Genomic DNA, 15,107 nt, shown 5'->3' on the forward strand with positions numbered 1-15,107 from the left:
AGGGCGGGGGGGGTCTGCTGCACCGATAGGTGACAGTTTCAGTCACGCGGCCTGACTGGCCGGTGGGGTCATGATGGTCTCGTACTCGATAGGGGTCAACCGGGACAGGGATCGTTGGCGTCGGCGGCGGTGGTAGGTCCGTTCGATCCAGGTCACGATCGCGGTCCTGAACTGCTGCCGGGTCGTCCAGGTTCGGCGGTCGAGGACGTTGTTCTGCAGGAGGCCGAAGAAGGATTCCATGGCGGCGTTGTCGCCGGCGGCGCCGACGCGGCCCATCGATCCGGTCATGTGGTGGCGGTTGAGGGCTCGGACGAATTTCCTGGACCGGAATTGCGACCCGCGGTCGGTGTCCAGCACGCAGCCGGCCACGTCACCACGACGGGCTACAGCGTTGTGTAGGGCGTTGACGGCCAGCCTCGATTTCATCCGTGAGTCGATGGAGTAGCCGACGATCCGGTTTGACCACACGTCCTTGATCGCGCACAGATACAGCTTGCCCTCGGCGGTGCGATGCTCGGTGATGTCGGCCAACTACAACCGGTTCGGGCCGTCCGTGGTGAAGTTGCGGCGCACGAGATCGTCGTGCACTGGCGGACCGGCCTTGCCGCCCTTGCCCCGACGCTTCTTCTTGCTGAACGCGCTCCACCAGCCCATGCCGGAGCAGATTCTCCAGGCGGTGCGCTCGACCATCGGCTGGCCGGCAGCGCGGGCCTCATCGGCCAGGAGCCGGTAGCCGAACTCCGGGTCGTCGCGATGGGCGTCGAACAACGCGTCCGCCCGATACGCTCCAGCCAGTTCAGCGTCGGTGACACTGCGAGCACGCCACCGGTAGTAGGGCTGACGAGCGATGTTCAATAACCGGCACGTCACCGCCACGGGGATCCCATCGGCGGCCAGCTCGCTCACGAGCGGGTAGAGCCTTTTCCCGGCAGATGCGCCTGCGACAAGTACGCCGCGGCCCGCCGCAGAACCTCGTTCTCCTGCTCCAACAACCGGATCCGCTTACGGGCCTCGCGCAGCTCGGCTGACTCGCCACTGGTCGTGCCGGGCTTCGCGCCGGCGTCGACGTCGGCCTGGCGCAGCCACTTGAACAACGTCATCGAGTGCACCCCGAAGTCCTTCGCGATCTGCTCGACCGTCACGCCTGGCTCGCGGTCACGGGCCACCCGCACGACATCATCACGGAACTCTCGGGGGTAGGGCTTGGGCACAGCGACATCCTTCCAGCCCGCCACTAGGGCAAGCCATCTCAGATGTCACCTATCGGTGCAGCAGACCCATCCGGCCCAGTGCGCTCGACACACAGAGGCGCTCTCAAGTCACGACGCCTAGCCGGCGATATGCAACTGGCCGCAGCCAAGCTTCGTCTTCCCCGGCGGCTCTGCCGGGTGAACTAAATGTCGAAGCTGCCGCCCTTGATGCCCTGGATGAAGGTCGCCCACTCGTTTGGAGAAAAGGACAACACAGCTCCCTGCCGTTGCTTGCTGTCGCGAACCATGACGAGCCTCGGGGGCGCGGCGACCTCGACACAGTTGCCGCTTGAGCCGGACCTGGTGCTCTTGCGCCAGACAGCGCGAGACAGGTCCACGGCTTCCGTCCTCCTAGGTAAGTAGCTCGGCAGCAATCGCACGCAGCCTATCTCGCGTGGGATTGGGTCCCAGTGCCTGGGCTTGGAGTTGCTCATGTGCTGCCGCATATGCGGCCATTTCGGATGGCCGGTCCAGGTACAGCGCGCCGGTCAGCGTGTCGACGTAGACCATCCGCTCCTCAGCCGCGTCGGGGTAGGGCTCGGGAATCGGCGGGAAGTCGAGGATCACGAAGCTTCCGTCGAAGCCGACGCCGGCGGAGTACGGAAGGAGCTGGATCTGGACGTTGCTCTTGCTCGAGTCCTCGATCAAGCGGTTGAGTTGTCTATGCAGCACTTCGGGTCCGCCGACCATCCGCGGAGCGGCTCCCTCATCGATGACGACGCGCAGCAGCGGCGGATCGTCAGCTGACAGGATGGCCTGCCTCTCCATCCGCAGCGCGACTTGACGCTCTACCTCGTCGTCGCGCATCGGGACCGGCGCACCTTCGAACGCGGCTCGCGCGTACTCCTCGGTCTGCAGCAGGCCAGGCACCATCTGGCATTCGTAGGTGCGGATGACCGACGCCTCGGACTCCATCCCGACGTACGCGGCAAACCAGTCCGGCAAGACGTCGGTATACCGCTGCCACCAACCGCGCTGCTTCGCCTGGCGTGCTACCGCGATAACGGCTTCCGCTTGGTCACCTTCCACTCCGTACAGCGCCAGTAGCGCCCGCACGTCGTTTGGATGGGGCCGTACCTCTGCCGTCTCGATACGACTGAGCCAGCTCGCATCGTGGTCCACTCGCCTGGCTGCTTCGGCCGAGGTGATGCCAGCTCTGTCACGGAGCTGTCGCAGGGTCAGCGCCAGTCGTCGGCGCCTGACGGTAGGGCTTTGGCGTTGAGGCACGTGGTCATCTTGCCATGCGGGACACCTGACTTCCGTTCGCAAACACGCGGAACGCAGGAATGCGTTCCGCATATTGCGGATTGTCGTCATGCGTGGCAACGTGTTTGCCGGGCGTGGTGGTCGGATGACCGAGCGTGGCCCGGCCGCCATGCCTCATATACGAGAGGGGTCACGGTGGGCAGGCAGGTCTCCTACGACCAGTACGTGATCGCAGTCGCCCTGACCTTGGCGCGTCGACATCGGCCGGTGTGGTCATGGAGGAGAGCCCGGAGGATTTGTTGCTGCGGGGGCGAGCTGCCGTGCCGATCGAGACACCGCATCCCCATCAGCCGCCGGCATTGGCCAGGGGAGGCGGGATGACATCTCACGCGCCTGTTCTACCTATTTGGAGTTGCGGCGGGTGTGGTGCCCCTTGGCCGTGCCGCACTCGCAGGCAGGAGCTGCACGCCGAGTACCAAGAAGCGCCCATATCCCTAGCCCTATATATGGGGTCGTGCCTGGTGGCCGCGAGCCAGGACATGGGTTGGGCTCCGGCCGGACTTCTCCATCGCCGGTTCCTCGGGTGGGTGCGGTGACCGCACCCCGCGCCGGTGACCTTCTCTACGTGACCCGATCGGCCAGCGTGCAGTTCATCAACCCAATCTTCTTCCGGGTGATCCGGGTGCTCGGCTGGCGGACATACGACGGGTGGCTCTGGATCGAGGGCTACCAACTCAACATCAAGGGCGATGCTATCGCTCGACGGGCAATTTTCGTGCAGCGGGCCGGGCTGCGATCCGGTGAGATGTCGGGGCTGCCGGCCAAGCCCGTCAGGTTAGGCAGAGGGCGACAACGGGGTGAGGGTGACTAGGGGCTGAGGTTCGAAGGGAACCCAATAATTGGCATTCCGGTGCGTCGCCGGCCGCTTTGGCCGGGAGTGCTATCGCCAGTCCGAACGTCCGCCGGGCATGTGGCTGCGCCAGCGGAAGTAGTCGCCGATGGCGGAACCGCATCGAGCTTCGTCGACGCGGCGATGGGGTGGTTCGGGTACGCGAGCTGGGGGCAGGTCCCCGCATGGGCTGCCGACGGTGGGCGGGCTCCCGGGCGAGGCACCACGATCGGTCGCCACAGTGCCCGCAGCGGCCATCACCGCAGGAGACGCGGACCCCAGAAGCGCAGCGAAAACGCGCCCTCACGTTCACTGTGTGACGTCCGCAACTGGGCTGCGGCTTCCCGCAGGGGTACCCGCCAGGCCCAACCACGCCTCAGGTGAGGCGGTGGTCGAGGGCGGTGTGGCGGCGGCCGGCGCCGACGGTACGGACGGCGGCGGCGAGAGCGCGGCGGGAGCCGACGAGGACGACGAGCTGTTTGGCGCGGGTGACGGCGGTGTAGAGCAGGTTGCGTTGCAGCATCATCCAGGCGCTGGTGGTCAGGGGGATGACGACGGCGGGGTATTCGGAGCCTTGGGAGCGGTGGATGGTCATGGCGTAGGCGTGGGCGAGTTCGTCGAGTTCGTCGAAGTCGTAGTCGATGCTCTCGTCCTCGTCGGTGCGCACGGTCAGGGTTTGTTCGTCGGTGTTGAGGGCGGTGACGATGCCGAGGGTGCCGTTGAAGACACCGGCTTGGCCCTTGTCGTAGTTGTTGCGGATCTGGGTGACCTTGTCGCCGATGCGGAACACCCGCCCGCCCATGCGCCGCTCCGGCTGGCCTTCGCGGTGTGGGGTGAGCCGCTGCTGCAGTAGGCCGTTAAGCGCGCCCGCGCCGGCGGGGCCGCGGTGCATGGGGGTGAGGACCTGCACGTCACGTCGCGGGTCGAGACCGAATTTGGCCGGGATGCGGGTGCAGGTGACGTCGACGGTGAGGGTGGCGGTGGCGTCGGTGTCGTCGCTGGCGAACAGGAAGAAGTCTGGCAGGCCTTGGAGGATGGGTGAGCGGCCGGCGTTGATGCGGTGGGCGTTGGTGACGACGCCGGACTGGGCGGCTTGGCGGAAGATCTGGGTCAGCCGCACCCGGGGGATGGTGGGTGCGGCGAGGAGGTCCCGTAGGACCTCCCCGGCGCCGACGGATGGGAGTTGGTCGACGTCACCGACAAGGAGCAGGTGCGCGCCGGGTGGGACGGCTTTGACGAGTTTGTTGGCGAGGATGAGGTCGAGCATGGATGCTTCGTCGACGACGAGTAGGTCGACGTCGAGGGGGTTGTCGCGGTCGTAGGAGGCATCCCCGCCGGGTCGTAGTTGCAGCAGCCGGTGCACGGTGGCGGCGGGGTAGCCGGTCAGCTCGGACAGGCGTTTGGCGGCGCGGCCGGTCGGTGCCACGAGGGTGACCTTGGCTTTCTTGGCGGCGGCGAGTTCGACGATGGAGCGGACGGTGAAGCTCTTGCCGCAGCCCGGTCCGCCGGTGAGCACCGCGACCTTCGAGGTCAGCGCGAGACGGACCGCCTGCTCCTGCTCGGGGGCGAGGTCGTTGCCGGTGCGGGCCTTGAGCCAGGTCAGGGCCTTGGTCCAGTCGACGTCGGCGAAGTGGGGCAGCCGGTCGGCTCGGTCGTGGAGCAGCCGCCGCAGGGAGTTGGTGAGCGACTGCTCGGCGCGGTGGAACGGCACCAGGTACACCGCCTGCACCGGCCGACCGTCGGCGGCGGGGAGCGTTTCGCGGACGACGCCCTCGTCGGTGACGAGATCGTCGAGGCAACGGGTGACGAGGTCGGCGGGCACGTCGAGGATCTTGGTGGCGTCGGCTACGAGGTCGGGCTCGGGCAGGTAGCAGTGGCCGTTGTCAGTCGCCTCGGACAGGGTGTACTGCAGGCCGGCCATGACTCGTTGTGGGCTGTCGTGCGGGATGCCCACGGCTTGGGCGATGGTGTCGGCGGTCTTGAAGCCGATGCCCCACACGTCGGCGGCCAGCCGGTACGGCTCCTTGGTGACCACGTCGGTGGAGGCGTCGCCGTACTGCTTGTAGATCCGCACAGCAAGGGAGGTCGACACGCCGACACCTTGGAGGAAGACCATGACCTCCTTGATGGCCTTCTGCTCCTCCCACGCCGCAGTGATCTTCGCCGTGCGTTTCGGGCCCAACCCCGGCACCTCCACCAGCCGCGTCGGCTCCTCCTCGATGATCCTCAGGGTGTCCAGGCCGAAGTGGGTGACGATCCGTTCGGCAAACACCGGCCCGATGCCCTTGACCAGGCCGGAGCCGAGGTAACGCTGTATGCCCTGGATCGTGGCTGGCAACACCGTCGTGTAGGAGTCGACCTCGAGCTGCCGGCCGTACTTCGGATGCGACGACCACCGGCCGTGCAGACGCAGGCTCTCCCCCGGTTGCGCACCGAGCAGCGCACCTACCACCGTCAACAGGTCACCGCCACGGTCAGTGGCGACTCGGGCGACGGTGTAGCCGGTCTCCTCGTTGACGTAGGTCAACCGCTCCAACACCGCATCCAGCGTCGCCACGGCGGGGCGGGGCACAGCAGTCACACCTACCATCCTGCCGCATCCCGCGGGCGCCAGAAGCGCCGCGCTGCCCAGCGATAGGCGCTGGTCTGCCCCACTCGCATCTGAGACTCTCCGGCTGCAGTGACACGTCTTCGATGATCTACACCGTTCCGGTCTGTAGCGGTGGGATGACGTGAATGTGATCCTCATGTTTGACTATGTCTATGCGGGCGGGGGAGACGCGGCTAGCGATCGATTGCGGAACGACCAGCACCAAGGCGCTCCTGGTAAGGCCTGACGGCACCTCGACGCCGCTGTCCTTCGACGGGGTGCCTCACCTGCCCAGCGCTGTCTACGTCTGCGATGACGGCGAGGTGTGGACGGGACAGCAGGCCCGACAGGCTGGCGTCGCCGCGCCGAGCCGGCTTATCCCGAGTCCCCGCCGGCCGGCCGACGATGATGTCACTGTCGATGGGGCGGCGGTGAACGCGCTGGATGTGGCGGCGGCTCCGCTTCGCAGGGCCGCGGCGGAGGCCGAGCGGGTCGCCGGGGCCCCGGTGCGGGACGTCCGGTTGGTCGTGCCGGCCGGGTGGGGGCCGAGGCGGCGTACCTGGTTGCGGCAGGTCGCGCACCGGGCAGGGTTGCCGCAGCCGCGTCTGGTCGAGGCCCCGGTAGCCGTCGCCGAGCGTGTCCTGGCCGCCGGTGTGCGGCTGCCGGTGGGGGCGTTCATCGTGGTGTGCGATATCGGCGGGGGCGTGGAGGTGACGGTGCTGCGCCGTGGCCCGTCTGGCTTTGAGGTCCTCGCGACCCTCGCTGACTCTGCCGCTGGTGGCGCCGCCGTCGATCGACGGCTCGTCGGCGCCCTGCTGGGGGATGTGAACGTGGCGGGCGGCGACGCGGTGACCGGGGTGATGATGGACAGTGTCCGCGCGGCGAAGGAAGCGTTGGGTGCCCATCCGGCCGTCACGGTGCCTCTTCCCGATCGGCCGCCGGTCATCGCGAACAGTGCCATGCTCGAGGACGCGGCCCGCGTCGTCCCGCTGCGGGTGGCGCAGCTGACCCAGGAGGCCGTCGCCGCTTCCGAGCTGACCGTCGGCGACCTCGCGGGCCTGTACTGCGTCGGGGGTAGCGCCCACCTGCCGCACCTGGGCAAGGCCATTGCCGAGCAGATCGGCATCACCCCTGTGATCCCTTTCGAGCCCGGATTGGCTGCTGTGCGGGGTGCCGCGGACGCCGGTGTCGCCGTTTCGGGCGGGCTCGGGGCGGTGGAGGTGCCGGTGCCGCCGGTGCGGCGAGCCGTCGCGATCGCGGTTCCCGGCTTCGCCTCTCTGGCGCTGATCTGGCAGTGCTTCATGACTGCGGAGCAGCGCAACACCATTGGTGTCTACCTGTGGGTGGCGAATTTGAACTGGGGCGAGTTCACCATGGCGGCGGTGTTCGCGCTGCTGGCGTGTCTCGCTGCGGGAGCCGTCCTCGGGTCGTTGATCGCCGCCCGCAGTCCCACACCTGGCACCCGAACAGAAGGTGGGAAGGTCAGTGTCGGCATCCTTGCCGCGGTGTCCCTCGGCGCGGCGATCGCCGGGCTGTACGCGGTGGTCGCCAGCCAGTACTTCGTCGGTGAGACGTTGGGCCGGTTCCTGAGCTGGGCGCTGTGGCCGATCACCCCGATCATTGGTATGGCGGTGGCGATGGCGGTGGTCGCCGCTCGGCAGTGGCGCGCCCCGCACGGCGGCTGGTCGGCGTTGTTGGCCGCGCCGACCGGCTCGATCGTCGCCGCCACGCTTGGCATGCTGTTGGTGCAGTACTCGCTGACCGCCAGACGGTGGCCGGACACGGCTCTGTTGATCGACGTCGCCGGCCGGGTTGGCGGGCTGCTGATCGGCGTTGGGGTGGTTATGGCGCTGGTGCAGCCGCTGATGTTCCGGCTTATCCTCTCTGCTCCCCTCGTGGTGATCTCGGCGGCGATCGTCGGTCCTTATTCCACCGGGATCCTTGGTGTCATCTATGCCCTCGCCGTCGCGGTGTGGTGGGCGGCCCGGGTGTGGACCCGCGTCATCCGTCCCGCCCAACCCGCGCCGCCGGGGGAGGCACGGGTACTCGCGGCCGGCGTCTTGCCGCCGGGTGGGGGTGGATGAGGTGCGGTGGCCGCGGCGGCTGATGTCGCTGCTGTTCGTCCTCGTGCTTCTGGTCGGCCCGCCTGTGGTGTTGCTGTCACTGGTCGGCCCACCCGTACGTGGCTGGCCGACCGCGGAGCAGATGTGGGTGTGGGTAGAGCAGCCCCTGACCGAGCAGACCCTCACTATCGCGTTGACCATCACGGCCTGGCTGGTGTGGCTCGTGCTCGCCTACACGGTCACCATCCGGGTCCTCGCCCGCCTCCGCGCGACCGTGGCCTGGCTGCGGCATTTGCCCCTACCGACACCCCTACAGGCGACGGCGACCGGGGTGGCCGGAGCGGCTGTGCTCGGAATCAGCGCCAACGCGGTGACCGCATCACCTCCGCAACCACCACATCCGGTGCCCGCCGGCAGCCTCGATGCGGGCGGCGACACCATCGTCCCGGGGCGCGACGGCATGGCTCTGCCCGACGACGGGATCGTCGTGTCCGGTGGTTGGATTCCCCGCGACGTCGCCGAGCAGGTCACCGCCGTCGCAGCCCTGGTTTGGCTACGCCGACGCCGCGCCTACCGGCCACGCCCACCCGGCCAACCAGGCCGCACGGACGAGGACCTGGCCCCGCTGCCCGCGACCGCCGCTGCCGTGCAAGCCGCCCTCGCCGAGCACCCCTCACCGGCTGCCGCCGATCCTGCCCTTGCTCGGCTGCCGGCGGCCGGGATGGTGACCGGAGGTGTGACTCTTCCGGCCGCAGGGGTCGGGCTCACCGGACCGGGTGCCCTGGCCGCGGGGCGAGGTCTACTGGTCACCACCGTCTTGGCCCGGCAGCGTCACCCGACGCTGCCGCTGGTCATCACCCGGACCGCGCTCACCAGGCTGCTCGGCGCTGCCGCCGAAACCCTGGGCCGCCGTCTGCCGGGGTTAGACGTCGTCGAGAGCCCTGCCGAGGCGGTACGGATTCTTCAACGCAGACCCGCCGGTCGCCGCGGCGGGGCACGAGACGACACGGAGCGGCACGGAAATGGGACGGCAAGCCCTGCGCACCCCGCCACCAGCCTGATCGTTGACAGCGCTGCGGCAGCACGCGGTGTGCAAGACCTGACGGTCGTGAACGATGCCGACGCCGGCAGCATGGTGGTGCTGGGCAGATGGCCGGGCGGTCCGACATGGCAGGTCGACCCGGACGGCCACACACACGACACACAGCGCCCCGAACAGCCCGGTCCACGGTTGTGCGTCCTCGACTCGGTGGCGGCCGCCGACCTGCTCATCGTGATCGCCCACGTCGATCCACCACCGCTCGAGCCCTCGACCGCCATACCGTCCCCAGGTCACGCCGCGCCACCTCGGCAGCTGCCACGGCAGACGGCCCGGCAGCAATTCCTGCCCCGTCCCGCAGCCACCGACCGGCGGCTGGAGTTGCGCGTTCTGGGCGAGCCGGCGCTGCTCATCGACGGCGAACCACTGAACGTCCGCCGCGGTGCCGCCGTCCAAGTCCTTGTTCTGCTCGCCACCCACCCCGACGGAGCTGACACCCGGCAGCTGACCGCCGCCATCTGGCCGGGCCTGCCCCGCCGATCGCTGAGCGGCCGCCTCTACACCACGCTCAGCGAACTCCGTGGCAGCATCCGCACCGCCTGCGGGCTGAATCTCATCGATCACGCCGACGACCGCTACCGCCTCAACCCCAGCCACCTCGACGTCGACCTGTGGCGCTTATACGCCGCGGCCCAGCACGCCGCGACCGCTGTCACCGACACCACAAGCGCCCGGCAGGCCGTCATCGACACCTACACCGGAGACCTCGCCGCCGGACGCACCTGGCCCTGGCTCGACCCCATCCGCGAGACCATCCGCCGCCACATCATCGACGCCTACGTAGCCCTCGCCGCCGCCGCATCCGGCCCCCGTAACGCCTTGGACCTGCTCCAAGGCGCCATCCGCATCGATCCCTACAACGCCGAGCTGCACGCGCGCACGATGAACGCCCTCACCGCGCTCGGCGAGCACGACGCAGCGGCCCAGCTACACGAGGCCTATATCCGGCGTCTCATCGAAGCGGGCCTCGACCCTGTTGACGACGCCCGCGCTGGCGACGCTGGACTGAACGGCGCCGCCGTTACCAGCTAGCCGGACCGCTCGCAGAGGATGCCTTGGCTGCCCGAGTGGGGGCCAGGACCGCGACGGGCATGTCTCGGCAGACAACAGGGGCCGCACTCGGTCCGTCCCGCCTCGCCGGCACCAGTGGATGTATGAGCCCGGTGACTGCCTGCCGGCGGGGACAACCCTGCGCCTGCCCCAGCCGACATGTCATGACCCTCGTGAAGCCATACCGAAGGTCATGAAGGCGGCTGGCGGCAGGTTCGATCGCGTGAAAACCGGAGCGGAAGATGAGTGGTTCCTTCCTTCACCTACTTCGACTTCGCCGCATAAGGGTCGAGCCGCCCGGAACGAGCCATGTCGCCCTACCCGACTCCTGTTCGGCGCCTTCCTAGCACCGCCTCGCTGACCTGCAGATGTGAGCCCGTGTGAGGTGGTGTGAGGTCCTGTAAGACGCCATCTCGATCTCCAGCGGCATCGACGGCCGTAGCGTCACCGCATTGCTTCAGCCGGGACCCGTAGGCATCCGCCTTGGACCGCTGGGCGCCGGCTGCGGGCGAAGGAGGCTAGGTGACGTCACGACCCGTTGTTCCTGCCGTAGTCACGTCTGTGCTGTGCACGGCAGCCGTGCCCATCGTCTTCGCCGGCGCTGGCGTGTGGATGCCCGAGGTGCCGTCATCGGCCGCTGTCCGGCAGTGGATCGCCGAGCCGATGGGCCCTGACCTCATTGTGGTCTTGGCCGGAGGAGGCGTGCTCGTGCTGTGGCTGTTGCTGGCCACGGCCGTCCTGATGCGCGCCTACGCCGCGCTGGCCCGCCGGTTGCGCGCCACACCCACGTTCCGGCTTCCCGGGCCTGTGCAGGGTCTCGCCGCCGCGCTGCTCGGGACGACCGCCGTGACCACCGTCGCGGGCGCCGTCGCGCACGCCGGCCCACCCGCCGCTGCCGCGACCGTCGACGGTGACGCGCAGGCCAGCGAGGCCAGATCCACGGCCACCGCCCACAGCGACCGAGAGCGGCAAGAGACGCGATCAACAGGCCAGCCATCCGTCTATACCGTCGAACGCGGCGACAGCCTGTCAAAAATCGCCAAGCGTCAGCTCGGAGATGCCGACCGGTGGCCGGAAATTTTCGCCCTCAACCGCGGTCACCGTTTCCCCGACGTCGGCGGCAGACTGCGCGACCCGAACGTCATCCGCCCCGGGTGGACCTTGAAACTGCCCGCCGGCAACCCGGGACAGCCCGGCCCGTCGAACGGGTCAACGCCGCGGTGGCCCTCCACCGACAGCCCCAACCCGCCACCACCACCCGATGGCACTGACATGCGTCCGCCGGCCGGGCCGACTCTGAGCCCGACGCCCGGCTCCGCCAGCACCACCGCCCCGACGCCAGGCAGCAACGGTGCGACGGAACCTGATTGCGTGAGCGGCAACGGCGCCGACGGCGCTGACTCCGCGGCGAACCGTAGCCGCGAGGCGGGGGAGACCACGCGGGGCGTGGAGCTGCCCAGTGGTAGCTGGCTCGACCTCGGTGTCGCGCTGGCCATCGCTGCCGCGGTCGCGCTGGTCTGGGCACACCGGCAACGCCGCTACGTGCCGGGCAAACCCTCGACGCGGCCCCGCCTCGACGACGCGGACCTCAGGCCCATGCCTCACGTAGTACGGCAAATCCGCCGCGGCCTCCGCCGTGTCGCCAACGGGAACGGCATGGCGCACCAGGACGCCGGACCTCCGGCCGACGAGGCTGTCGATGACGGCACGCAGCCCACCCAGCTCGGCGACATCGCTGGCCTTCACCAGACCAATGCCCCCACTGAGGACGGGTCCCTCGAGTCGGTGAGCCGCGACGACGATGCGCCAGATGCTGGCGACCTGGTGCCGGCTCTCGCGTACCCGCTAGCCGCGTGGCCGCCGGCAGGGCTGGGCCTGATCGGGCCCGGCGCAGAGGCCGCCGCCCGCGGGCTCCTCATCGCCGCACTGGCAGCCGACACCACGCCCGATGCCCGTACCCAGGTCGTCATTCCGGCGGCGACCGCGACAGCCCTGTTGCGTGTCGCCGCCATCAACCTGCCTCGCACCCCGAGGATGACCGTCACTAACGACCTCACCGAGGCCCTGGCAATCGTCGAGCAACATGCGATGTACCGGGCTCGGCTGCTCGACCAGCACGATGTGCGCACAGTGGCCCAGCTGCGCGCCGCCGACCCCTACGAGGAACCCCTCCCGCCGGTCATGCTGCTGGCCGGGCCCATCGGCCGCCACGAGGGCGCCCGCGTCGCCGCCCTGCTCGCCCAGGGTCAACCCCTGGACATCCATGGGGTGCTGCTCGGCGAGTGGTCCGACGGCGACACCATCGACGTGACCCCCGATGGCGGGGTGAGCCCGGCCGATGACGACTCGCCACATGGCCCGGACGCCGCTGGCGTCAGTCGTCTCACCGTGCTCAACCCCGCCGAGACCCTGGACATCCTCGCGACCCTGACCGAAGCGCACAGCGGCCACCTGCCCGCGTTCGCTCTCGCCGAAGCTGCAGCCCACTCTCGGCCCGAAAGCGGCGCCGATAACGCACCCGCCGCGAACCGGCCGTCATCATCAACACCAGCGCCCCAGATCACCCTTACACCCTCGCCTGGACCATCCGACGACGAGCGGAATGACACCGACGCGCGGAACCCGAACGAGGCGAGCGACCCCGCCAGTCGCGAAGCATGCCCACCCACTGCCGGCGTAACCGCCACCGCGCCCACCCCGGAAATGACCGCCGCCCCCGCTCACGCCGACGAGGGTGTTGCGGACCGGATCGACGGTGACGCCACCGCCAATGGCAGCGGCGAGTCCATGCCCGCAGTCGACGCGCCCGCCGCCAACACTGATGAGGCGCTGCTGCCGGCGGCAGCGGGGCGCGATGCGGTCGAGGTGGTGGTCCTCGGCAAACCCGCCATCATCGGCGCCGACCCGCAGCGCGCCCCGCGCGCCAAGTCCATGGAACTGCTGGTGTACCTGGCAGTGTGCGACGGCGACGCCTCCACCGAGGCGATCCTCGACGACCTGCTGCCCGACGCCCCCGCCAGCAAGGCCATGCACCGCCTGCACACCTACATCTCAGACCTACGCGCCGTACTGCGACACAACGCCGGACCCGGCACCTACCTGACCCGCACCCACCACCGATACCAGCTCAACCCCGACCGCTTCAACCTCGACCTGTGGCGCATGCGCGCGGCGATCCGCGCCGCCGACACCGCCGGATCACACACCGAACGCGTCGAGGCACTGCGCCGCGCCGTGGCCACCTACCGACCCCTGGCCGACGGCTGCGACTACGAATGGCTCGAACCCCACCGCCACGCCGTGCAACGCGAAGCCCTCGACGCCGCCACCGCTCTCCTCGAGGAACTCGCCGACCAGCCCGCCGAGCAAGCCGCCGTCTGCGAAACCGCCCTGCCCCACCACCCCTACGCCGAGGTGCTGTACCAGCAGGCGATGCGCGCCCACGCCCGCCTCGGGAACCTCGACACCATCCGCGCGCTGCGTCGCACCCTCACCCGACGCCTCGCCGAAATCGACGCGGAACCCTCCGACGACACCCTCGCCCTGGCCGACCGACTCGCCACCGACCTGCGACAACCCCGACGCGGCCCCCGCAACCCACGCCCTTCTGACGACGGAGCGTTCGCATGAGCCTCGACACCCTGGCCAGCGTCCCCACCGCCGACGGCGCGGACCTCGGCGGTAAGCAACTGCGGCGGCTGCGGTGGGCGGTACGCGCCACTCTCGTCCTCGGCGTCGCCGCGTCGGTCGCCGCGAACGTCCTGCACGCCCGCCCGAACCCGATCAGCCAGATCATCGCCGCGTGGCCACCCCTGGCCCTGCTGCTCACCGTCGAGCTCATCTCCCGCGTGCCCCACCACCGCTGGTACCTCGGCGCGATCCGCATCACCGCCGCCGCGATCATCGCCCTCATCGCCGCCTGGGTGTCGTACTGGCACCTCGTCGGTGTCGCCGCCCGCTACGGCGAGTCCGGCTACGGGGCCGCGTACCTGCTGCCCATCTCCGTCGACGGTCTCGTTCTCGTCGCCAGCGTCAGCCTCGTCGAAATCACCGCTCGCATACGAGCCGCATCCGCGCGCATGGCTCTCGCGCCCACTGCCGAACTGTCCAGGGCACCTGCAGCCGCGGTCTCCACCTTGTCGGCCCCGGATGAGGTCACCGTCGCCGCACCTTCCACAGGTCGGTACCGACGCGCGGATCCCGGGCGCCCCGCCGCGCCGGCGACAGCCCCTCGTCGTCCGATCTCGCTTCAGCACGCCCCTACTGCGCCGTCCGGCGGCAGCGGCGCTGACGGCGGCGGCGACCCGGCAGCGCCGCAACCCGGCATCACCAAGCGCGATCCTGGCAAAGTTCTGGCAGCTGACGTCGCCAAATCGCCCACCGTCGGGACCGGCAGACCGGCCGTCGTACGCGCGGCCAAGGCACCAGGCCCGCCGCCGTCCGAGACGGCGCCGCAAGCGGCTCCCGTCACGAACGCCGAGGTGACTGCCGCGCCGGCGGAGGGCATCATCGCGCCGTCAGCGGCGGAGGGCACCAGCGGTCACGGCCTGACGGATCCATCGCACGGTGTCGCCGTGATAGCTGACACCGCGTCCGCCGTCGCCTACTGGCGCCGCCGCGAGCCCGCGCTGCAGCCAGCGGAGGTCGCTGCGCGAATCGGCAAGTCGGAACGGACCGTGCGCCGGCACTGGCACCAGCGAGGCACCACTAGCGCGGGCCACCGTAACGGCCACCCCGCCGGCAAAAATCGGCAGCACCCGGCGTCCAACTCCGGATCGGTCGATTGACCGACCCATCTCTCCCACCGGGAGAGCCGTCCCAACCACAAAAAGGCTGCGATGAACGCCAGTCCGCCCAGAGCGGCGGATCCGGATGCTGACGAAGTCGGTGTCTGCCGTGGCAGTCGAGCGTGCCGTCCGGGTGCGACTCGGGTCCGCAGCCGTCGCTGGCTCAGGGAACC

8 protein-coding genes and 1 pseudogene are annotated in these 15,107 nt (G+C 69.5%); 5 read left to right on the forward strand and 4 right to left on the reverse strand.

Features of this window, described 5'->3' with window-relative positions:
• Nucleotides 1-42 precede the first annotated feature (42 nt).
• From ABZS42_RS29925 to ABZS42_RS29935, 3 genes and pseudogenes are all read right to left on the reverse strand, one after another.
• Nucleotides 43-1,211, reverse strand: a pseudogene (locus ABZS42_RS29925) (IS3 family transposase).
• Between the two features lie 182 nt (nucleotides 1,212-1,393).
• Nucleotides 1,394-1,588 (reverse strand): DUF397 domain-containing protein, encoded by a 195-nt coding sequence (locus ABZS42_RS29930; RefSeq protein WP_355150972.1) that lies wholly within the window; start codon nucleotides 1,586-1,588, stop codon nucleotides 1,394-1,396.
• 13 nt (nucleotides 1,589-1,601) lie between these two features.
• Nucleotides 1,602-2,477, reverse strand: coding sequence for a helix-turn-helix transcriptional regulator (locus tag ABZS42_RS29935; RefSeq protein WP_355150984.1), 876 nt, complete (start codon nucleotides 2,475-2,477; stop codon nucleotides 1,602-1,604).
• Nucleotides 2,478-3,048: 571 nt separating this feature from the next.
• On the opposite strand from ABZS42_RS29935, the gene ABZS42_RS29940 reads away from it, so the two are divergent.
• Complete coding sequence (locus ABZS42_RS29940; RefSeq protein WP_355150974.1) at nucleotides 3,049-3,327, forward strand: hypothetical protein; 279 nt, start codon at nucleotides 3,049-3,051, stop codon at nucleotides 3,325-3,327.
• A gap of 394 nt (nucleotides 3,328-3,721) precedes the next feature.
• Here ABZS42_RS29940 and ABZS42_RS29945 read toward each other — a convergent pair whose 3' ends face one another.
• On the reverse strand, nucleotides 3,722-5,935 hold the full coding sequence (locus ABZS42_RS29945; protein WP_355150976.1) for an ATP-dependent RecD-like DNA helicase: 2,214 nt from the start codon (nucleotides 5,933-5,935) through the stop codon (nucleotides 3,722-3,724).
• 173 nt (nucleotides 5,936-6,108) lie between these two features.
• Here ABZS42_RS29945 and ABZS42_RS29950 point away from each other — a divergent pair, with 173 nt between their 5' ends.
• The 4 genes from ABZS42_RS29950 to ABZS42_RS29965 all read left to right on the forward strand — a co-directional run bounded on the left by ABZS42_RS29950 (nucleotide 6,109) and on the right by ABZS42_RS29965 (nucleotide 14,934).
• Nucleotides 6,109-8,019 carry an Hsp70 family protein gene (locus ABZS42_RS29950; RefSeq protein ID WP_355150986.1) on the forward strand — a complete coding sequence of 637 codons (1,911 nt, stop codon included), beginning with the start codon at nucleotides 6,109-6,111 and terminating at the stop codon, nucleotides 8,017-8,019.
• Between the two features lies 1 nt (nucleotide 8,020).
• The gene (locus ABZS42_RS29955) at nucleotides 8,021-10,129 is read left to right on the forward strand and encodes a BTAD domain-containing putative transcriptional regulator (RefSeq protein ID WP_355150978.1); all 2,109 of its coding nucleotides are present in this window, start codon (nucleotides 8,021-8,023) and stop codon (nucleotides 10,127-10,129) included.
• A 726-nt stretch (nucleotides 10,130-10,855) separates the two neighbouring features.
• Nucleotides 10,856-13,777: a BTAD domain-containing putative transcriptional regulator gene (locus ABZS42_RS29960; RefSeq protein WP_355150980.1), complete on the forward strand. Its 2,922-nt coding sequence runs from the start codon at nucleotides 10,856-10,858 to the stop codon at nucleotides 13,775-13,777.
• The gene (locus ABZS42_RS29965; protein ID WP_355150982.1) at nucleotides 13,774-14,934 is read left to right on the forward strand and encodes a DUF2637 domain-containing protein; all 1,161 of its coding nucleotides are present in this window, start codon (nucleotides 13,774-13,776) and stop codon (nucleotides 14,932-14,934) included. Before ABZS42_RS29960 ends, ABZS42_RS29965 begins: the two co-directional genes overlap by 4 nt.
• Nucleotides 14,935-15,107 lie beyond the last annotated feature (173 nt).

It is taken from the genome of Micromonospora sp. NPDC005367 (genome assembly GCF_040606825.1).
Classification (GTDB): Bacteria; Actinomycetota; Actinomycetes; order Mycobacteriales; family Micromonosporaceae; genus Micromonospora.

Coding starts and splice junctions, on each gene's coding strand:
- ABZS42_RS29945 (WP_355150976.1), bottom strand. CDS start 5,935: ATGGTAGGTGTGACTGCTGTGCCCCGCCCCGCCGTGGCGACGCTGGAT.
- ABZS42_RS29950 (WP_355150986.1), top strand. CDS start 6,109: ATGCGGGCGGGGGAGACGCGGCTAGCGATCGATTGCGGAACGACCAGC.
- ABZS42_RS29965 (WP_355150982.1), top strand. CDS start 13,774: ATGAGCCTCGACACCCTGGCCAGCGTCCCCACCGCCGACGGCGCGGAC.